Origin of the sequence: Sphingomonas sp. M1-B02 (assembly GCF_026167525.1) — a bacterium.
In the GTDB taxonomy this organism is placed as follows: Bacteria; Pseudomonadota; Alphaproteobacteria; order Sphingomonadales; family Sphingomonadaceae; genus Sphingomonas.
In genome coordinates this window covers 2933605-2953682 of sequence record NZ_CP110679.1, presented here as the reverse complement: position 1 = coordinate 2953682, position 20078 = coordinate 2933605, and the positions used below count along the sequence as shown (strand labels likewise).

Genomic DNA, 20078 nt, shown 5'->3' with positions numbered 1-20078 from the left:
TCAGCCTCCGTGCGCGACGAGCCATTGATCCAGCCGCGCCGCCAGAGCGGCGAACGTTTCCGCCGCCGGGCCGTTCCCCGCCGCGGGGGGCTCGCCCGCGTCCGACGCTTCGCGGATCGCCATCTGCAGCGGGATGCGTCCCAGGAAGGGGATGTCCATCTTCGCGCCTTCGGCCTCTGCCCCGCCGCTGCCGAAGGGATGCGAGATTTCGCCGCAATGCGGGCAGGCGTAGCCCGACATATTCTCGATCAGCCCGATCACCGGCACATCGACCTTGCCGAACAGGTCGATTGCGCGCGCCGCGTCGATCAACGCCAGATCCTGCGGCGTCGAGACGATGATCGCGCCGGCGGGCTTGTGCTTCTGGACCATCGTCAGCTGGAGATCGCCGGTGCCCGGAGGCAGATCGAGGATCAGTATCTCCGCCTCGCCCCAATCGCCGTCGATCAGCTGGCCGAGCGCCTGCCCCGCCATCGATCCGCGCCAGGCGATCGCCTGCCCCTCGGCGACCAGCCCGCCCATTGAGAGCAAGGGCACGCCGAACCTGGTCTCGACCGGGATCAGCGTCTTCTCGCGCGCCTGCGGGCGGATGCCCTCGACCGCCATCAGCTTGGTCTGCGAGGGGCCATAGATGTCGGCGTCGACCAGCCCTACTTTCCGCCCGCGGCGCGCCAGGGCGATGGCGAGATTGGCGGCAACGGTCGACTTGCCGACCCCGCCCTTGCCGCTGGCGATGGCGATCAGCCGGCGCCCGCGCCGCTCGCTGGTGAGCAGCACGCGCACCTCGGAGACGCCGGGCACCAGCGAAGCGGCGGCGCGGACATCGCCTTCGATCTCGTCGCGCGCGGCCTGGCCGAGTCCGGTTACGTCGAGCAGGATGCTGGCACGATTCCCCTCGGCCCGGGCGGTGGCGCGACCGGCGGCGATAGGAGCGAGCGCGGCCTTTAGTTGTTCGGCATCGATCATTGTCGGCGCACATAGGGACACAATCGGCGCGTGCCACTGTAAATCCGCAGACTCGCGCTTATAAAGGACCCTATGGCAAAGCTGATTGGCTGGCGTTCACTCGCCGGCATCTTCAAGAATGAACCCCCGAAAAGCCCCTGGGGCAATGGCGGCGGAAGCGGTGGCGGCTCCGGCGGCGGCGATGGCGGGGGCAGCGGCCCGCGCAATCCCTGGTCCTTCCCGCCCGATGGCCGGCGGCCCCGCCCCGGCGCGGCGACCACGCTCGACGAATTGTTGAAACGCGCCCGCAGCGGCGGCGGCGGCGGGGGAATCCCCGGCTTGCCGGCGGGCAACCGGCTGTGGCTGATCCTTGTCGGGGCGCTGCTTCTGGTCTGGATCCTCTTCACCAGCATTCATCCGATCGGCCCACGCGAGCGCGGCGTCGTGACCACGCTCGGCAGCTATGCCGGAACGCTCGAGCCCGGCTTCCGGATGACGCTCCCCGCCCCGTTCCAGTCGGTCCAGAAAGTCGACGTCGCGAACATCCGCACCGAGAATTTCCCGGTGAGCGGCGAGAATCTGATGCTGACCGGCGACCAGAATATCGTCGATCTCGCTTATTCGGTGCGCTGGGACATCCGCAGCGCACCCGATTATGTCTTCCAGATCGCACGCCCGACCGACACCGTGCGCGCAACGGCCGAGAGCGCGATGCGCGCCGTCGTCGCCACCACGTCGCTCAACGAAGCGATCGGCAACGGTCGCGCGCGGATGGAGGGCCAGGTCCAGGCGTCGATGCAGGAAATCCTCGACCAATATAATTCAGGCATCCGCATCCAGGGCGTCGCGATCCAGAAGGCCGCTGCACCCCAGGCCGTCGACGAGGACTTCAAGCAGGTCACCGCTGCGCAACAGGAGGCGCAGGCCAACAAGAACAACGCCAACGCCTATGCCCAGCAGGTGCTGGCCGCCGCGCAGGGCGAGGCCGCCGAGTTCGACAAGATCTACGAGCAGTATCGCCTCGCCCCCGAGGTCACCCGCCGCCGTCTCTATTATGAGACCATGGAGGCCGTGCTCGCGCGGACCGACAAGACCATCGTCGAGGCGCCTGGCGTCACGCCCTATCTGCCGATCCCGGGATTGCAGCGCCGTGCCGAACCGGCACCGGCTGCTGCGCCCAGCCCGGCGCCGACGGCTCCCGCCCAGCCCCGTACGCAGGGAGGAGCCACGCAATGATCCGCGAACAGCTCCGCAACCCGATCGTCCTCGCGGTCCTCGCCGTCTTCCTGCTGTTCGTCTTGCTCAGCACGGTCGCGATCGTGCCCGAGACCAAGCAGGCCGTGATCCTGCGGCTCGAAAAGCCCTATGCGACGGTCAACGCCTATCAGACCGGCGAGCAATATGGCCGCACGCAGGCGGGCCCGATCCTGCGCATTCCCTTCGTCGATCGGATCGTCTGGGTCGACAAGCGCGTGCTCGACATCGACCTGCCCAACCAGCCGGTCCTCTCGACCGACCAGCTTCGGCTCGAGATCGACGCCTATGCCCGCTTCCGGGTCGTCGATCCGCTGCGGATGGTCGTGACCGTCGGCTCCGAAGAGCGCGTCCGCGATCAGCTCCAGCCCCTGTTCGGCTCGTCGCTGCGCAACGAACTGGGCCGCCGTCCCTCGGCGATCCTGCTGAGCCCGGAACGCGGCCAGGTGATGGAGAATATCCAGGCCGCGCTGCAGAAGCTCGCCAGCCAATATGGCGTCGAGATCGTTGACGTGCGGATCAAACAGACCGAGCTGCCAACCGGCTCACCGCTGACCAGCGCACTCGACCGGATGGCCACCGCGCGCCGCCAGGAAGCCGCGACGATCCGCGCCCAGGGGCTGAAGGAAGCGCAGATCATCCGCGCGACTGCGTCCGCGCAGGCCGCGCAAGTCTATGCCCAGGCGTTCAACAAGGATCCGGCTTTCTACGATTTCTATCGGGCCATGCAGTCCTATCGGACGACCTTCCTCGCCCAGGGCGAAGGAAAGGGTCAGACCTCGATCATCCTTTCCCCCGAAAACAGCTATTTGCGCGAATTCATGGGGCAACGATGACGCTTTCACTTCGTTCATATTCAATTGCGGTTCAGCAAGCCGGCGCAATTACCCTGTTCGATCGCTACTTCATCCTTTGAGAGGATTCGCACCCGTGCGTTACGTTTACGCTCTTACCACTGCCATTGCCCTTGGCGGCGCTGCCACCGCCATGACCCTCAACATGCCCGCCGGCGCGCAGACCGCGCAGAACGAGCCGGGCGCCATCCAGGCAAGCGTGCCGCGCCCCGGCGCGCCGATGAGCTTCGCCGACATGGTCTCGAAGCTGCAGCCCGCAGTGGTCAACATCTCGACCACCCAGCGCGTCCAGGTGAATGCCAATCCGCTCGCGGGCACGCCGTTCGAGATGTTCGGGCAGCAGCAGGGCGGACGCCCTTCCACCCAGCGGGCCGAATCGCTCGGCTCGGGCTTCATCATCTCGGCCGACGGCTATGTCGTGACCAACAATCACGTCATTTCGGCCGGGCAGCGCGGCGCAGTGGTCGAATCGATCACCGTGACCCTCGCCGATCGCAAGGAATATAAGGCCAAGCTGATCGGCCGCGACGTGCCGTCCGATCTGGCGGTGCTCAAGATCGAGGGGACCAACCTGCCCTTCGTGCGCTTCGGCGATTCGCGGCAGACTCGCGTCGGCGACTGGGTCGTGGCGATCGGCAATCCGTTCGGGCTCGGCGGCTCGGTGACCGCGGGCATCGTCTCGGCGACGCATCGCGTGACCGGCCAAGGCGGCGCCTATGACCGCTTCCTCCAGACCGACGCCTCGATCAATCGCGGCAATTCGGGCGGCCCGATGTTCGATCTGGCCGGCAACGTGATCGGCATCAATTCGCAGATCCTGTCGCCCACCGGCGGCAATGTCGGCATCGGCTTTGCGATTCCCGCCGAGCAGGCCAAGCCCGTCATCGATACGCTGATGACCGGCAAGGCGCTGCAGCGCGGCTATCTGGGCGTCGGCCCCCAGCCAATAACCGAGGATATCGCCGAGGCGCTCGGCGTGCCCAAGGGCCGCGGCGAGTTGATCCGCAGCGTCGAGCCGGGCGAACCTGCTGCCAAGGCGGGCATCCGTCAGGGTGACGTCATCGTCGCGCTGGGCGGCAAGGAAGTCACGCCCGACCAGACGCTGTCATATCTCTCGGCCAATCTGGCACCGGGCGCGCGCGTGCCTGTAGAGCTGATCCGCGACGGCAAGCGCCAGACGGTGACGATCGTGATGGGCACCCGCCCGCCCGAGGAGCAGCTCGCCCAGTTCGATCCCGAGGATGACGCGACCGGCCCCGGCCCGAGCGGGAGCCAGGGCCCCGGTGCGGCTTCGCTCGGCGTCGCGGTCACCCCCCTCACCGCGCAGATTGCCCGCAGCATCGGCGTCGATCCGACCACGAAGGGCGTGGTCGTGCTCCAGGTCGATCCGGGCAGCGACGCAGCCGGAAAGGGCCTGCGCCGCGGCGACGTGATCGCATCGATCAATCGCACGCCGGTCACGACCCCGGCGGATCTTGGCCGTATGGTCGCAGAGGCGAAGGCCGCCGGACGCAGCCAGGTGCTGCTCTATGTCCAGCGTCGTGCCGGCGGCGTGTTCGTGCCGGTCGAAATCGGCGACTGACTTGGCTTCCAAGGGCTGACCAATGCCCGTTTCTCCTTTATCGCAAGCTTCCAGCAGGGAGCGCGCGATGACGGGAGAGACGGGCATTTTCATTGGCGCGGGAGCCGCGGGCACGCTGCCGCAGGAACTCATCCTGCGCCGCGCCAACCGCCACGGGCTGATCGCCGGCGCCACCGGCACCGGCAAGACCGTGACGCTGCAGGGCCTGGCAGAAGGCTTCTCCGCCGCGGGCGTTCCAGTCTTTCTCTCGGACGTGAAAGGCGATCTCGGCGGGATCGGCATGGCCGGATCGCCGACGTCCAAGACGCATGCGATCTTCGCCGCGCGGGCACAGGAGATTGGGGATTCCGGCTGGCACTATGGCGAATCGCCGGTCCAGCTGTGGGACCTGTTCGGCGAGCAGGGCCATCCGATCCGTGCGACGATCTCCGAGATGGGCCCGCTGCTGCTCGCGCGGCTGATGGGGCTCAACGAGACGCAGGAAGGCGTGCTAACCATCGCCTTCCACGTCGCCGACAAAGAAGGGCTTCTCCTTCTCGACCTCGACGATCTCCAGGCGATGCTCGCGCATTGCGCCGAGCGGGCAGGCGAGCTCTCCACCCAATTCGGCAACATCACCAAGGCCAGCGTCGGCACGATCCAGCGCCAACTGCTCCAGCTGCGCACCCAGGGCGGCAACCATTTCTTCGGCGAGCCCGCGCTCGACATCGCCGAGTTCATCCGCGTGGACGAGAATGGCCGCGGCGTGGTCAACATCCTCGCCGCCGACAAGTTGATGGCAAGCCCACGCCTCTACGCCAGCTTTCTGCTGTGGATGCTGTCGGAACTGTTCGAGACGCTGCCCGAAGTCGGCGACCCCGAGAAACCGGTGCTCGTCTTCTTCTTCGACGAGGCGCATCTGCTGTTCGACGATGCGCCCAAGGCGCTGCTCGACAAGATCGAGCAGGTCGTCCGGCTGATCCGATCGAAAGGCGTCGGCGTCTATTTCGTCACGCAAAACCCGATCGACATTCCCGAGGATGTCGCCGGCCAGCTCGGCAACCGCGTCCAGCACGCGCTGCGCGCCTTCACCCCCAAGGACCAGAAAGCCGTCCGCTCCGCCGCCGAGACCTTCCGCCCCAATCCGGACGTCGATGTCGCCGAGGCGATTACCGAGCTCAAGGTTGGTGAGGCCTTGGTCTCGCTGCTCCAGCCCGACGGCTCCCCTTCCCCCGTCCAGCGCACGCTGATCCGCGCCCCCCGCTCGCGCGTCGGCCCGCTCGCCGCGGAGGAACGCGCGCTGCTGATCGAGACCGACGCGATCGGCGCCAAATATGACGTGCTGATCGACCGCCACTCGGCCGACGAAATGCTCGCCGCCAAGGCCGACGAGGCGCTGGCCGCCGCCGCCGAAGCCGAAGCCCAGGACGATTATGCCCGCGACGCCGCCGCGCACGCCAAGGAGCGCGCGCGCATCGCCAAGGAAGCCGAACGCACCCGCTTGGCCACCGAACGGGCACAGGCAACCTCGCCCTGGGGCAAGATGGCGGAGTCTGCGGGGCGTGCCGCGGCCACCTCGGTCGGCCGGCAGGTCGCCAACGAGATCGGCCGCGAGATGTTCGGCGGGCGCGGGCGGCGGTCTAGCAGCCTGGGGGCGAAGCTGGTGCGGGGGGTGCTGGGGGGGTTGTTCAGGGGGTGAGTACGGTCAGGCGTAGCCGCGGATAATCACAGCGACAATAGTTTAAGTTGCCGCAAATCGAGGGCCACTGGCATGACAGATCATGGGTGTTTCCACCTCTCCCGCGAAGAAGTCATTCGACAGGAAATTGAAACTGCGATCGACTTGTTCTGGAGCGGCGGTTCGCTTGTGACAGCGAATCTGATAGCTTGGGCCGCAATCGATCTTTGTAATGATATTGCGTCACACCGGGGAGATAAGACGCTTAGTCAAATTATCAATGATACAAAGGATACCGTTCAAAAGAGGTCCTGGTTTGGACAGTTAAAAAAAGGTTACAATCAGTCAAAGCATGGAGATAAAGATCCAACTGATCATGTTTTTCTGTCCACAGAAGTTGTTAGGCTAGCGATTTTCCAGGCGGCCGAGGATTATCGCATGTGCTTCGATAAACTTCATACGCCGATGATGTTCTTCCAATCTTGGATGTATGCAAGCGACCCTGCCATCGTGAAGCCAGAACGGGCAGATCTTGTGACGGGAGCCATCACCCTCTTTGGTAAGGAACCCGGAATGGATCGCGCCCGCGGCGTATGGGCAGCGTACAAAAGCAATCGCATCGAATTCGATCGACTGATGCAGCAGCGGCTCAACCGATTATCCGATGGTAGCCGCGCCTCGTGACAGCAATTCTCAGTAATGCCATACCTATCTCAAGGGCTGGCCGCTCCCACCAACTCAAAATTCGCTACCAATGTAGGATTTCCGGTGCCACGCTCCCCTGATGGGGAAGTGCCTGATCCGATCCGCTGAAACGCGTCCTACGCGGCCAGGCCCCGGCCCCAATTTGCCCAAGCCCCGCAACTACACCCCCTCCTAACCCCCGGAGCCCCCACCTGATGGCCACCGCAGCCGGCCGCACGCCGCTCGAACTCACGCTCCGTGGCATCATCCTCGGCGGACTGATCACCGTCCTGTTCACCGCGGCCAACGTGTACGCAGGCCTCAAGGTCGGGCTCACCTTCGCGACGTCGATCCCGGCGGCGGTGGTGTCGATGGCGATCCTGCGCTTCTTCCGCAATTCGAACATCCTCGAGAATAACATCGTCCAGACGATCGCCTCGGCCGCGGGGACGCTGGCGGCGATCGTGTTCGTGCTGCCCGGGCTCATCATGATCGGTTGGTGGAGCGGCTTTCCTTATTGGACGACCGTCGCGGTCTGCGTCTCGGGCGGGGTGCTGGGGGTGATGTTCTCGGTGCCGCTGCGCCGCGCGCTCGTCACCGGCTCGACCCTGCCCTATCCGGAGGGCGTCGCCGCCGCCGAAGTGCTCAAGGTCGGCAGCAATTCGGCCGCGGGGGATGTCGAGAATGCGCGCGGGCTGCGCGTCATCATCGTCGGCGCATTGATCTCGGCGGGCTATGGCCTGCTCGCGTCGATGAAGCTGGTCGCGGGCGAGGCGGCAAAGAATTTTCAGGTCGGCGCCAGCGCCACCGGCGTCTCGACCAGTTACTCGATGCTGCTGATCGGCGTCGGCCATCTCGTCGGGCTGTCGGTCGGCGCGGCGATGTTCCTCGGCATGCTGATCGCCTGGGGGGTGCTGGTGCCCTGGTTCACCGCGGGCGATCCGTTCGTCGACACGGTCGATGCCGTGGTCGGCGGGGCGTTTCGCGGCGAAGTGCGCTTCGTCGGCGCGGGGGCAATCGGCGTCGCCGCGCTCTGGTCGCTACTGCGGATCATCGGGCCGATCGTCACCGGGCTACGCTCGGCAATGGCGTCGTCGAAGGCGCGCGCGTCGGGATCGGTGCTCGATTTGACCGAGCGCGATCTGCCGATCGGCATCGTCGCCGGCGTCGCGCTGCTGGTAATGATCCCGATCGCCTGGCTGCTGTGGAGCTTCTCCGCCGGCGGTCCGGTGCACGACTATCCGCTCGCGGTGATCGGCGGGACGCTGGCCTATATCTTCGTCGTCGGCATCCTGATCGCGGCGATCTGCGGCTATATGGCCGGGCTGATCGGCGCGTCCAATTCACCGGTCTCGGGCGTGGGCATCCTCGCAGTGCTCGGCGCATCGCTGCTGCTGGTCGCGATCTTCGGCAACAGCGCGGACCCTGTGCAGACCAACGCGCTGATCGCCTATGCGCTTTTCACCACCGCGATCATCTTCTCGATCGCGACGATCTCGAACGACAATCTCCAGGACCTCAAGACCGGGCAGTTGGTCGGCGCGACGCCGTGGAAGCAGCAGGTCGCGCTGATCATGGGGGTCTGCTTCGGCAGCCTGGTGATCCCGCTGGTGCTCGACTTGCTCAAGAACACGCTCGGCTTCGTCGGCATGCCGGGCGCCGGCCCCAACGCCCTCTCCGCCCCGCAGGCGGCGTTGATCTCGTCGATCGCCAAGGGCGTGCTCGGCGGTGATCTCAACTGGAACCTCATCGCGCTCGGCGCGGGCATCGGCGCGGTCGTGATCGCCATCGACGAAGCGCTGCTGCGCGCGGGCAAGATGCGGCTGCCGCCGCTGGCGGTGGGCATGGGCATCTATCTGCCGATGGCGCTGACCCTGCTCATCCCGCTCGGCGCGCTGATCGGCCATTTCTACGAACGTTGGGCCAAACGGACCAGAAGCCCCGATTTCGCCCAGCGGATGGGCGTGCTCGCCGCGACCGGGCTGATCGTGGGCGAGAGCCTGTTCGGGGTGACCTTCGCCGGCATCCTCGCCTGGGCAAACCGCAACTCGCCGATTCCGCCCAACGACGCGCCGCTGGCGCTGGTCGGCGAGGGCTTCGAGGGCATCGCGCTGTGGATCGCGCCCTTGCTGTTCTTCGGGATGGTGGCGTTGCTCTACAAGCTGACCCGCGCGATGGTCCGCTCGGCACCGGCGCCGGTGACGGACGAGCCCGAGATCGAGAGCCCCGCCAACTTCCGTTGACGCCCAATGTCGTCATCCCGGCGAAGGCCGGGATCCAGGGCCAAGCAGGGCCGTCGGACAGAGTGATCCTGGATCCCGGCCTTCGCCGGGATGACGGTTGTAAGGTGGTCAGTCGGCCTCTCGCCTGTTGCGCCGGAACGCCCGTCCTCAGGCCATCCGCGCCAGCAGCGTGCTGATCGGCACGAAGGCAAAGGCCACCGAACTGTCGGCCACGCCGTAGGGGATGAACAGCGAATCGCCATGGCGGATCGCGCCGCAGGTATAGACGACGTTGGGAACATAGCCCTCGCGGTCCTGGTCCGCGGCCATCAGCAGCGCCTCCGAGGTGCGGCCGAGCACCTTCGACGGATCGTCCTTGTCGAGCAGCGCCGCGCCGATCGAATATTTGCGCATCGCGCCGACGCCGTGGGTGAGCACCAGCCAGCCCTCGTCGAGTTCGATCGGAGGGCCGCAATTGCCCATCTGCACGAGCTCCCAGGGGAAGGTCGGCTTGAGGAGGACCTCGCCGCCCTCCCAATGGGTGATGTCGTCGGACGCGTGAAGGAAGATATTCTCGCCATCCTGCCGGCCGAGCATCATGTAGCGCCCGCCGACTTTGCGCGGAAACAGCGCCATGCCCTTGTTGCGCGCCGCGCTGCCGGTCATCGGCACTAGATCGAAGCTGCGCCAGTCGCGGGTGCGCAGCAGCTCGGACTGGATCACCGATCCGTTATAGGCGGTATAGGTGCCGATCCATTCCTCGCTGCCATCGTCGTGGCGGAAATGGCAGATGCGCAGATCCTCGAGGCCGTTGGACTGTGCCTTGGTGATCGGGAAGATGACGGTACCCGACAGCGTCGAGTCGCGGTGGCGATAGACCGTCACCGGCCCCTCGGGCATATGCTCCTCGTCCGCCTCGCGCGCATCGGCGGCGGTGGCGAAGGGCGGCTCGGGGGCAAGCGTCAGCTCGTTGCGATCGGTGATGATGCCTTCGCGGAACGACACCGACGATATATGCCCCTCGCCCACTGCGCGAAGCGACATCAGCATGCGCAGCGATCCCGGCGGCATGCCCGATTGGTCGTAATGCGGAACCGCGCTCGGGTTCATCAGCGCGGCGGCGGCATAGCTATATTCGTGGCAGAAATAGGCCCCCAGCAATTGGCGCTTCTCGTCGCCAATCTCGCTGCCGTCGAGCTTGAGCATCGCCTCGATCTCGTCGTAGCGAGTCATGAAGACGCGGCGCGTCTGCCAGTGCCGCGCCTCGAAATCCTTCAGCACGATCTCGAGCTGCGCGCGCGCCGCGCCGGGCGACATGGCCAGCACCTCGGCGACGATCCGCTCGGTACGGCTCGGCGCCTGTCCGTTCGACGCCCAGGCGATATGGAACGGGCGAACCACCACGCGCGACGGATCGGCACGAAGCCGCAGCGAGTGGATGAACAAGTCCTGCATTCGCCCCCAAACCCTCTCTTCGCGCAGCGCGAAGGACTACGCGACAGCAGCTCGGCGGTTTGTTGACACTTTTTCGACGGGCTTTGAAAGAGCGGAAATCGCACAATTGGCGAGTTGGAGTGCCAGAATCGACTCCGCGCCCTGATTCCGGTTGAGCCCGCTGGGCATCAGGCCGTCGAAACAGCCGCCATCCTGCGCCGTCGCCAGCGGCAGATCGAGGTCGTTCGCGCCCAGATACCAGCGATATGCTTTCAGCGCTTCCTCGGTCCAGCGATCGTCGCCGGTCGCCTCGTACGCGGCGACGCAAGCATCGACCGTCGCCTGCGCTTCCAGCGGCTGCTGATCGAACTGGAGCGGCTCTGCATAAGGCCGACCGAAGCTCTCGCTGCCGACCGCGCGGAAGCGGCCCTCGGGCGAGGTCTGGCGGCCGACGATCCAGTCGAGCGTCGACAGGCCGACCTCGATAAAGTCGGCGCGGCCCAGCGCCTTGCCCGCGCGCAGCAGCGCCTCGGGCAAGCGGGCATTGTCATAGGCCAGGACGATCTCGAACCACTGCCATTCGGGGCGGCGGGCGGCATCGAGCAAGGCGATCAGCTCCTCGCCGAAGCGGGTGAGGATCGTCCGCGACAATTCGTGGCCCGGATGCGCCTCGATCATCGCCGCGGCACCGAGCATCGCGAAGGCATGCGCGCGCGGGCTGCCCAGTTCGAGCGCGATGGAAGCGGTGGTATCGAACATCATCGACGCCCAGTCGCGGTGCTTCTGCGCGCGGGCATCGCGCGCGGTGACGCCCAGCGCCCAGATCGCGCGGCCATTCGAATCCTCGGAGCCGACATCCTCGCACCAGGTGCGATCGAAGTTCATGAAGTTGCGGAAGCGCCGCGCGTCGGCATTCCAGGCATATTGGACGAACGAGGCGTAGACGCTCGTCCACTTGTCGCGAACGACCTCGTCGACATCATCCATCTTCGACATCAGGATCAGCGCACGGGCATTGTCGTCGATGCAATAGCCGTGGCGGCGATCGGGCACCGAATAGATCGAATGCTGGAGCATGCCGGTGGCATCGCTCATCCGCTCGACCGCGGCGAGATCGGGCTTGAGCGGAGTCAGCTGGATATTCGCCTTGGAAAATCGACGCGGCTTGGCAGCCACCATCGTCTGCAGTTCGGACATTGCGTTCTCCACCAGCCGCGGCCAGGTCATGGTGCGGCCACGGGCATAGGCACGCCGGGAAAGGGCAAGGCGCGCCGCCTTGTCGGAAAGAAGCCGCTCGATCTCGCGCGCGAACGCCGCGACGTCGCCGAAATCGACGATCACGCCATGGTCGTCGGCCAGGATTTCGGTCGCATGGACATAAGGCGTGGAAATAACTGCCTTGCCGACGCCCACGGCGTAAGACAGCGTGCCGGAGGTGATCTGGGCGGGATTGGTGTAGGGGGTCGCGTAGATGTCGGCACCCTGCAGGTAGTCGATCAGCTCGTCATACTCGACGAAGGCATCGACGAAACGGACATGGTCGGCCACGCCCTTTTCGGCCGCCAGCGCCTTCAGGCGATCGCGATAAAGTTCGCCCTCGTGCGCGACGAGATTGGGATGCGTCGCGCCGAGCACGACATAAAGCGCTTCCGGGTGTGCGGCGACGACGCTCGGCATAGCCGAGATAATCGTCTCGATCCCCTTGTTCGGCGCGAGCAGGCCGAAAGTCAGCACGACGTCACGCCCTTCCCAGCCGAACGCCGTCTTGAAGTCGTCCGGATCGGCGAAGGCGCGATCAGGCACGCCGTGCGGGATCATCGCAACCTTGCGGCTATCGGCGCCATGGACGCGCTTGAGGATGTCGCGGCCGCGCTCGGCCATTACGATCACGCGCGCCGAGCGGCGCAGCAATGCGTCCATCACCCGGCGCTCGTCGGCGCTGGGCTTTTCGAGCACGGTGTGGAGCGTGGTGATAACCGGGATCGACAGCCGATCGAGCAGCGCGATCAGGAATTCGCCGGCCGGGCCGCCATAGATGCCATATTCATGCTGGACCCACATCGCCTGCGCGCCGCTCGCCTCGATCGCACGCGCCGCGTCGACATAGGCCGAGCGATCGTCCTGCGGGATCGCGCGGGTGACTTCGGCGGGATAGGCGTAGCGGCCGGGATGATCGTCCATGGCGTAGACGTCGACCTGGACGGCCGGATAGCGCTGCTTGAGCGCGCTGTACGTGTCGGTGGTATAGGTTGCGATGCCGCACTTGCGGGGCAGGAAATTGCCGAGCAGCGCGATGTGCGTGATATCCGGATTGATCGTCGCCTGTGCCATCCCGGTTCCTTCGCTACCGCAAACAAAAAGAGTCACGTATCGACTCGATCCTGTCTCCCAACTCTCACAATTCAATATGGTTGCTTCTTTGCTGCAATGCAACATGCACAGTTGCGATGAAGCGTGCCGTAAATCTGAGGTTCAGCCTCGGCCGCGGTAGCCGGGCACGTCCTGCGTGGGAATCCAGACGCCCGCGGGGGGCTCGCCGGACTGCCAGAAGACGTCGATCGGGATACCGCCGCGCGGATACCAATAGCCACCGATTCGCAGCCATTCGGGCTTCATCTCATCGAACAGCCGCGCGCCGATGCCGACGGTGCAATCCTCGTGGAAGGCGCCATGGTTGCGGAACGCGCCGAGGAAAAGCTTGAGCGACTTGGATTCGACGATCGTCGCGCCCGGCACATAATCGATCACCAGATGCGCGAAATCGGGCTGACCGGTGATCGGACAGAGCGAGGTGAATTCGGGCACCGCGAAGCGCACCAGATAGCGCGTGCCGGGGCGCGGATTGGCGACATAATCGAGCTCCGCCGCGTCTGGCGAAGTGGGCAGCGTCGATTGCTGGCCGAGATGCTTGGCTTCCATCCCCGCCATGTAGGATGCGCGCGGGCTCGACGCCACTCCCCGCCCCTCCTAAAGCCATGACCATGGAAAGCCTTGTCACGACCGAATGGCTGGCCGACGCGCTCGCCGCGCCCGACCTGCTGCTGCTCGACGCCAGCTATACGTCGACGCTGCCGGGAAGCCCGACGCGCGATCCGCGCGCCGAATATGAGGCCGCGCATATCCCGGGCGCGCGCTTTCTCGATCTCGATACGCTGGTCGATACGGCCAGCCCGCTGCCCTCGATGCTGCCGACCCGGGACGCCTTTGCGGCGCGGATGCGCGAGCTGGGGGTAACGGCGGACACCCGCATCGTGCTGTACGACGGTGGGCCGCACCACACGTCGTGCCGGGCCTGGTGGGTGCTGCGCATGTTCGGCGTGGACGCCAGCCTGCTCGACGGCGGCATCGACAAATGGCGCGCCGAGCAACGCGCGATGCAATCGGGCTTCACCCCTGTCTCGGTGAGCGACTTCACCCCCGGCCCTGCGCGCGGCCAGGTGCGCACGTTGGCGGAGATGCGGGCCAATCTGGAGAGCGGCGCCGAACAGGTCGCCGACGCCCGCTCGGCGGCGCGCTTCACCGGCGACGAGCCCGATCCTCGGCCAAGCTGCGGATCGGGGCATATCCCGGGCGCCCGCAACATCCCCTACGGCCTGTTCTTCGAAGCCGACGGCACGTGGAAGCAGCCGGACGAGATCGCCCGCATCTTCGCCGACGCCGGGATCGATCCGGCCAAGCCTCTGGCGGCGACCTGCGGATCGGGGATCACCGCCGCGGTGATCGTCTTCGCGGCGCACCTGCTCGGCCACGACGCCGCGCTCTACGACGGCAGCTGGTCCGAATGGGGCGCGGACCCGAGCGCACCGAAAGCAATGGGACCGGCATGAGCGACAAGAAGGACGCGACCAAGGTCGTCGAGGCCGGCCGCCGCCCCGAATGGACCCAGGGCATCGTCAGCCCGCCGGTATGGCGCGCCTCGACAGTGCTCTACGATAGCGTGGCGGATCTGCGCGCAGGCGGCGGCGCCGACACCCATCACCGCTTGTTCTACGGCCGGCGCGGCACGCCGACGCAATGGTCGCTGGCAGATGCGCTGACCGAGCTCGAGCCCGGCGCGGAGGCGACCCTGCTCTATCCGTCGGGGGTCGCCGCGGTGGCTTCGGCGTTGCTCGCGGTGCTTTCGCCGGGCGACGAACTGCTGATTCCCGACAGCGCCTATGATCCGACCCGCAATCTCGCGAACGGGATGCTCAAGCGGCTCGGCATCCACACGACCTTCTACGATCCGTTGATCGGCGCGGGCATCGCCGCGCTCTGCACCGAACGCACTCGCGCGATCTTCATGGAGAGCCCAGGCAGCCTGACCTTCGAAGTGCAGGACGTGCCGGCGATCGTCGCGGTAGCGAAGGAACGCGGCATCACCACGATGCTCGACAACACCTGGGCAACCCCGCTGCTGCTGCCGGTGATCGGGATGGGCGTGGATTATTCGATCCTAGCCTGCACCAAATATGTCGTTGGCCACTCCGACGTGATGCTCGGCTCGGTCACCGCGGCGCAGGGTCACTATGACCGGCTGCGCAATGCCACCTACCAGCTCGGCCAGACCGCGAGCCCCGACGATGCCTGGCTGGGATCGCGCGGGCTGCGGACGATGGCGGTTCGGCTGCGCCAGCATGGCGAGGCGGCGCTCCGGATCGCGATGTGGCTCAAGACCCGGCCGGAAGTGGCGCGCGTGCTTCACCCGGCACTCCCGGATTGCCCTGGGCACGCGCTGTTCCTGCGCGACTTCAAGGGCGCGTCCGGACTCTTCTCCTTCGTGCTGAACGGCGGCACGGACGCGGCACGGTCGGCGCTGATCGACGGGCTCGCGCATTTCGGGATCGGCTATAGCTGGGGCGGCTTCGAAAGCTTGGCGATCCCGGTCGATCCCGCGCATTACCGCACTGCGACCAAATGGCGGGCCGAGGGGCCGCTGGTCCGGCTGCAGATCGGGCTCGAGGATCCCGACGATCTGATCGCCGATCTCGATGCCGGCCTGGCGCGGTTCGCCACGGTGCGCGGCTGATGGAGCCGCTTCGCATCTGGCTGGCGGGGCGTGATCTGCCCACCCCACCCGAGCTGACGGAGGCGGCCATCGCCGGCGGGCTGGTGATCGCCGCGCTGGCAATCGGCTGGCTGGCTGGGCGTCACCTGGGCAGTCGCATCTCCGACCTGTGGGAGGAGAAGTTCAACGGCGGCCCCCAGGGCCTCGGCCCGCGGATGCGGCTGATCCTGCAGCATGGCATTGCCGCGATCCTGCTCGCGATCATCGCCGCCGCATGGCCCTGGCCGCCGCTCGCGGCGCTGGGGATCGGCGTGGCCGAGGGCGCGGCGGTGGCAATGCTCGCCGTGTCGGTGCTGCGCGGGCTCAGCATTCCGCGCTGGGCCGCATGGAGCCTCGCGGCAATCGCCTTCACGGCGATCCTCTCCAGCTCGATCGGCGGGTTCGCGGTAGTCGAGACGATCCTCGACCGGGTCGGCTTCCAGGTCGGCAAGCGGCGGCTGACGCTGCTGTCGGCGATCACCTTCGGGATCACCGTGCTGCTTCTGTTCGCGGCGGTGCGGCTGGCGAACCGCTTGCTGTCGCACACGATTGCGACGGCGCGCGGGTTCGACGCGACCCAGCGGCTGCTGTTCCAGAAGCTCGCCAGCATCGCGGTGATCCTGCTGGCCTTCTTCATCGGCGTCGATCTGCTCCAGGTCGATCTCACCGCCTTTGCGGTCTTCTCGGGCGCGTTCGGGCTGGCGGTGGGCTTCGGCATGCAGAAGACGATCGGCAATCTGATCGCCGGGATCATCCTGCTGATGGATCGGTCGATCAAGCCTGGCGACGTGATCGTGGTGGGCGACAGTTTCGGCTGGGTGAACAAGATCGGCGTGCGCGCGGTCTCGGTCATCACCCGCGACGGCAAGGAGCATCTGATTCCCAACGAGAATCTGATGACGCAGGAAGTGGAGAACTGGTCCTACACCGATCGCAACGTCCGGGTCCGCATCCCGGTGCGCGTGGCCTATGGCTGCGATCTGGCGAAGGCGCAGGCGCTGATGGCACAGGCCGCTGCCGATAGTCCCCGCGTGCTCGACAATCCCAAGCCCAACGTCTGGCTGATGGCGTTCGGCGAGAATGGGGTCGAGCATGAGATCCTCGCCTGGATCAGCGATCCCGAGAGCGGCGTCGGAAACGTCCGCAGCGACGTGCTCAACCGGCTGTGGCTGCTGTTCCAGGAGGCCGGGATTGAAATCCCCTATCCAGTGCGCGACTTGCGCGTCCGCGAATGGCCGCCGGCGAAGGATGGCTAGATAGCGCCGCTGTCACCGCGGCCACGGCTTCCTATATCATGGATCATGGAGGGCCATATGGACCGAATGATCCCGTCGAATATCGTCGAACAATGGATGACGCACCTACGCCTGCAGCGCACCCGCGCGCGCGACATGATCTGGCTGATCGAGAAAGGCGCGACCTTTCACGACGGCCGCGAGGGTCAGCCGACTACCGACGCGACCGCGCGCTGGCTGTGCGAACAGCAGAAAGTGATCGAGGAAGTCGATCGGCTGGTGGCGCTGTACGATGCGCTGAACGCGGAATCGGCGCTATAACCCCCGCTGCCATTGTCGTGGCGCGGGGCAGCCCTACCTAGCGCAGGTGCCCGCTTCGCCCGTCACCGCCCGCATCGCCCACGGCGTCGCCTCGATACCGGCGGCCGCATGGGACGCCTGTGCAGGAACTGCCAACCCTTTCGTCAGCCACGCCTTTCTGTCGGCGCTGGAAGAGTCCGGATCGGTGGACGCCCGGAGCGGATGGCAGCCGCTGCCGATCGTGATCGACGGCGCCGACGGAACGCCTGCGGCCATCGCTCCGGCCTATGCCAAGAGCCACAGCCAAGGCGAATATGTGTTCGACCATGGCTGGGCCGATGCCTGGGAGCGCGCCGGCGGGGAATATTATCCCAAGCTCCAAGTGGCGGTGCCGTTCACCCCGGTGCCCGGGCCCCGGCTGCTGCTGCGCGATCCCGAAATGGCGCCCGCGCTGATCGCCGCGATCGAGGCGGTGACCGACCAGAACGGCCTGTCCTCGGCGCATGTCACCTTCCTCGAAGAGAATCAGCGCGCGGCCTTCGAAGCGGCGGGCTGGGTGATGCGCAGCGGCACCCAGTTTCACTGGCAGAATGACGGCTATGCGAGCTTCGACGATTTTCTAGCCGCGCTTTCAAGCCGGAAGCGCAAGGCGATTCGCAAGGAGCGCGCCGCGGCGCTGCAAGGGCTGACGGTGCGCCATTTGACCGGCGCGGAAATCGACGAAACCCATTGGGACGCCTTCTGGCATTTCTACCAGGACACCGGATCGCGCAAATGGGGCCGGCCTTATCTGACCCGGAGCTTCTTCTCGATGCTGGGCGCGGCGATGGGCGATCGGCTGCTGCTGATGCTCGCCGAGCACGATGGGGTGCCGATCGCGGGCGCGCTCAATCTTATCGGCGCCGACGCGCTTTTCGGCCGCTATTGGGGTTGCAGTCAAGACGTGCCCTTCCTCCATTTCGAGCTTTGCTATTATCAGGCGATCGAGGCGGCCATCGCGCGCGGACTGGCGCGGGTCGAGGCCGGGGCGCAGGGCGAGCATAAATTGGCGCGAGGCTATGCGCCGGTCACCACCTGGTCGGCGCATTATATCCCCGATCCGGGCTTCCGCCGCGCGGTGGCGGAATTCGTCGAACGCGAGCAGGCGGCGGTGGCGCAGGAACAGGAATATCTGGGCGAACTGATGCCGTTTAGACGCGGCGGCTAGTTGCCGTTCGCCGCCTGCGTCGCGTTCGACGCGGGCTGGCGACCGTCGTTGAGGATGATCTCGCGCTCCCAGCGCGGCGCCGGCAGCTCGCCGCGGCGGACGATCGGCGCCGGAACCCGATGGTCGACGCGAAAGAGGCCGCTGGTACCGTCACGCCAGATCGGGATCAGCCCCTGCTCGAAGCGTTTGGGATAGGCCGGCGGGCGGATCATCCAGACATAGTCGAAGGCGTCGCGTGGGAACCGGGCAAGCGCCCAGGGCACCGGCCGCCACCATTCGCGCGGACATTGGACATGGGTGACGATCTGCGACGGATCGTGCGCGAAGCGCTTCGCGGCGCGATATCTGACCGTGAGCAATTGCGCGCCGGGCATCGACCATTGATCGTTGGTGTAAGCCAGCCTGCGCTCCAGCGCGAGCGCCGGGACATGCTGGAGGCGTGTCATCGTCCATTCGTTGTAGCAGGTCTCGCCCACGAAGCTGACCAGCCGCGCCCCCGCCGGAAGATGCGCGAGCGCCTTCAGCTCGCGATCATAGGCCTTGTCGTAGAGGAAGAAGCTGTAGGTCGTCGCCCCTATCCGCGCGGTGAAAAATGCCATGCCCAGCAGTGCCACCAGCCCCGCCCCCCGGATCGACAACCCCGGCTTGGGCCGGATCGCCAGGATTCCGATCGCCAGCAGGAAAGGCACCAGCCGCATGTCCGCATAAGCCGATCCGAACACGATCCGCGGCAGGAAGATGAACACCGCGAGCAGGAACAGCCCGGACAGCCCCAGATTGCGCGAATATTGGATGTTCGGGTCGCGCACCGCCTTGAACAGAAGGAAGAACAGTATGCCGACGCTGGCGATGTCGAAAAGCTGCCACCGGTCGCGAAAGACCTGGGTCACCCAAAGCGTCTTGGCGCGCCAGTTGAACCAGTCTCCGGTCTGTCCGGAAACATGCCCGCTGCGCCATGCCAGCATCAGCAGCAGGGGCGGCGCGAGAACCAGGCACTGCACCCCGGCATGGAACCAGGGCAGCACCCAGGCGGCAACGAAATCCTCGCCGCGGCGCTCGTCATGCTGGCGAATCAGCTCCGCCGAGAATGCCAGCACGCCGAGCACGCCCCAGCCGAAGGTGTGGGTGATCCAGATGAGGATCGACAGCGGCAGGAACACCATCGAGCGGAAGGCGAATTCCCGGAGCCGCGCCAGCCGCAACCACCAGCCGAAGGCAAGCAGCGCCATGCCCATCGACAACGCGAAATTGACGAAGCCGAAATGGAAGGGGAACGCATAAGCCAGCGGCAGCGCGAACAGGGCCGTGGCGGGAATCCGGCCATGCACTTCGCGGGCGATCATCAGCATGCCCGCGACGGTGATCGCCGGAATGGTGATGACGATCAGCTTGACCGCCAGTTCGAGCCCGAAAATCCTGTGCAGGGGAATGATGAGCAGGTCGACGCCCAGATTGCCCATCAGGCTCCAGTTGAAATTATACCATTCGCGCAGATGCGGATATTGCGCGTAGTCGAGCTGGACGCGGTATCGCCCCATATGGCCGGGCAGATCGACCAGCGGCGGGATCTCGGGCCAGAGCAACGGCACGATCGCAAGGAAAGTGGCCAGCGCCACGAACCATCGTGTCTGCCACCAATGCAGCGCTTCGCCCCTGTCCATCGCCCCGCTTTAGGGTC

16 protein-coding genes are annotated in these 20078 nt (G+C 66.1%); 11 read left to right on the top strand and 5 right to left on the bottom strand.

All coding sequences use genetic code 11. The features are described from left to right. Positions 1-966 (bottom strand): P-loop NTPase, encoded by a 966-nt coding sequence (locus tag OKW87_RS14185; protein WP_265540478.1) that lies wholly within the window; start codon positions 964-966, stop codon positions 1-3. A gap of 72 nt (positions 967-1038) precedes the next feature. Here OKW87_RS14185 and hflK point away from each other — a divergent pair, with 72 nt between their 5' ends. From hflK to OKW87_RS14155, 6 genes are all read left to right on the top strand, one after another. Beyond that, a complete protein-coding gene (gene hflK / locus OKW87_RS14180; protein WP_265540476.1) occupies positions 1039-2181 on the top strand; it encodes a protease modulator HflK in 1143 nt (380 codons plus the stop codon). Continuing rightward, positions 2178-3035 carry a protease modulator HflC gene (hflC, locus tag OKW87_RS14175; RefSeq protein ID WP_265540474.1) on the top strand — a complete coding sequence of 286 codons (858 nt, stop codon included), beginning with the start codon at positions 2178-2180 and terminating at the stop codon, positions 3033-3035. The genes hflK and hflC overlap by 4 nt, the downstream gene beginning before the upstream one ends. A gap of 94 nt (positions 3036-3129) precedes the next feature. Next, the gene (locus tag OKW87_RS14170) at positions 3130-4635 is read left to right on the top strand and encodes a Do family serine endopeptidase (RefSeq protein WP_265540472.1); all 1506 of its coding nucleotides are present in this window, start codon (positions 3130-3132) and stop codon (positions 4633-4635) included. 67 nt (positions 4636-4702) lie between these two features. Beyond that, the gene (locus OKW87_RS14165) at positions 4703-6313 is read left to right on the top strand and encodes a helicase HerA-like domain-containing protein (RefSeq protein WP_265540470.1); all 1611 of its coding nucleotides are present in this window, start codon (positions 4703-4705) and stop codon (positions 6311-6313) included. Positions 6314-6385: 72 nt separating this feature from the next. Next, positions 6386-6976 carry a hypothetical protein gene (locus tag OKW87_RS14160; protein ID WP_265540468.1) on the top strand — a complete coding sequence of 197 codons (591 nt, stop codon included), beginning with the start codon at positions 6386-6388 and terminating at the stop codon, positions 6974-6976. Positions 6977-7191: 215 nt separating this feature from the next. Beyond that, entirely contained in the window at positions 7192-9219 is a 2028-nt protein-coding gene (locus OKW87_RS14155) for an OPT family oligopeptide transporter (protein WP_265540466.1), read from the top strand. A 147-nt stretch (positions 9220-9366) separates the two neighbouring features. On the opposite strand, the gene OKW87_RS14150 is transcribed toward OKW87_RS14155, so the two are convergent. The 3 genes from OKW87_RS14150 to queF all read right to left on the bottom strand — a co-directional run bounded on the left by OKW87_RS14150 (position 9367) and on the right by queF (position 13560). Further along, positions 9367-10653, bottom strand: coding sequence for a glycoside hydrolase family 130 protein (locus OKW87_RS14150; RefSeq protein ID WP_265540464.1), 1287 nt, complete (start codon positions 10651-10653; stop codon positions 9367-9369). 36 nt (positions 10654-10689) lie between these two features. Further along, on the bottom strand, positions 10690-12963 hold the full coding sequence (locus tag OKW87_RS14145; protein WP_265540462.1) for a glycosyltransferase family 4 protein: 2274 nt from the start codon (positions 12961-12963) through the stop codon (positions 10690-10692). Positions 12964-13104: 141 nt separating this feature from the next. Further along, the gene (gene queF / locus OKW87_RS14140; RefSeq protein WP_265544133.1) at positions 13105-13560 is read right to left on the bottom strand and encodes a preQ(1) synthase; all 456 of its coding nucleotides are present in this window, start codon (positions 13558-13560) and stop codon (positions 13105-13107) included. A gap of 53 nt (positions 13561-13613) precedes the next feature. Here queF and sseA point away from each other — a divergent pair, with 53 nt between their 5' ends. From sseA to OKW87_RS14115, 5 genes are read left to right on the top strand one after another with little or no spacing between them, the layout of a single operon-like run. Then, on the top strand, positions 13614-14459 hold the full coding sequence (gene sseA, locus OKW87_RS14135; RefSeq protein WP_265540460.1) for a 3-mercaptopyruvate sulfurtransferase: 846 nt from the start codon (positions 13614-13616) through the stop codon (positions 14457-14459). Then, positions 14456-15640, top strand: a complete 1185-nt coding sequence (gene metC, locus OKW87_RS14130) for a cystathionine beta-lyase (protein WP_265540458.1) — start codon at positions 14456-14458, stop codon at positions 15638-15640. The genes sseA and metC overlap by 4 nt, the downstream gene beginning before the upstream one ends. Continuing rightward, positions 15640-16914 (top strand): mechanosensitive ion channel family protein, encoded by a 1275-nt coding sequence (locus OKW87_RS14125; protein WP_265540456.1) that lies wholly within the window; start codon positions 15640-15642, stop codon positions 16912-16914. The genes metC and OKW87_RS14125 overlap by 1 nt, the downstream gene beginning before the upstream one ends. Positions 16915-16971: 57 nt before the next feature. Continuing rightward, positions 16972-17214 carry a hypothetical protein gene (locus tag OKW87_RS14120; RefSeq protein ID WP_265540454.1) on the top strand — a complete coding sequence of 81 codons (243 nt, stop codon included), beginning with the start codon at positions 16972-16974 and terminating at the stop codon, positions 17212-17214. Positions 17215-17260: 46 nt separating this feature from the next. Continuing rightward, on the top strand, positions 17261-18400 hold the full coding sequence (locus OKW87_RS14115; RefSeq protein WP_265540452.1) for a GNAT family N-acetyltransferase: 1140 nt from the start codon (positions 17261-17263) through the stop codon (positions 18398-18400). On the opposite strand, the gene OKW87_RS14110 is transcribed toward OKW87_RS14115, so the two are convergent. Further along, entirely contained in the window at positions 18397-20061 is a 1665-nt protein-coding gene (locus OKW87_RS14110; protein ID WP_265540450.1) for a hypothetical protein, read from the bottom strand. The two genes, OKW87_RS14115 and OKW87_RS14110, sit on opposite strands and share 4 nt — an antisense overlap. Positions 20062-20078: the final 17 nt, after the last annotated feature.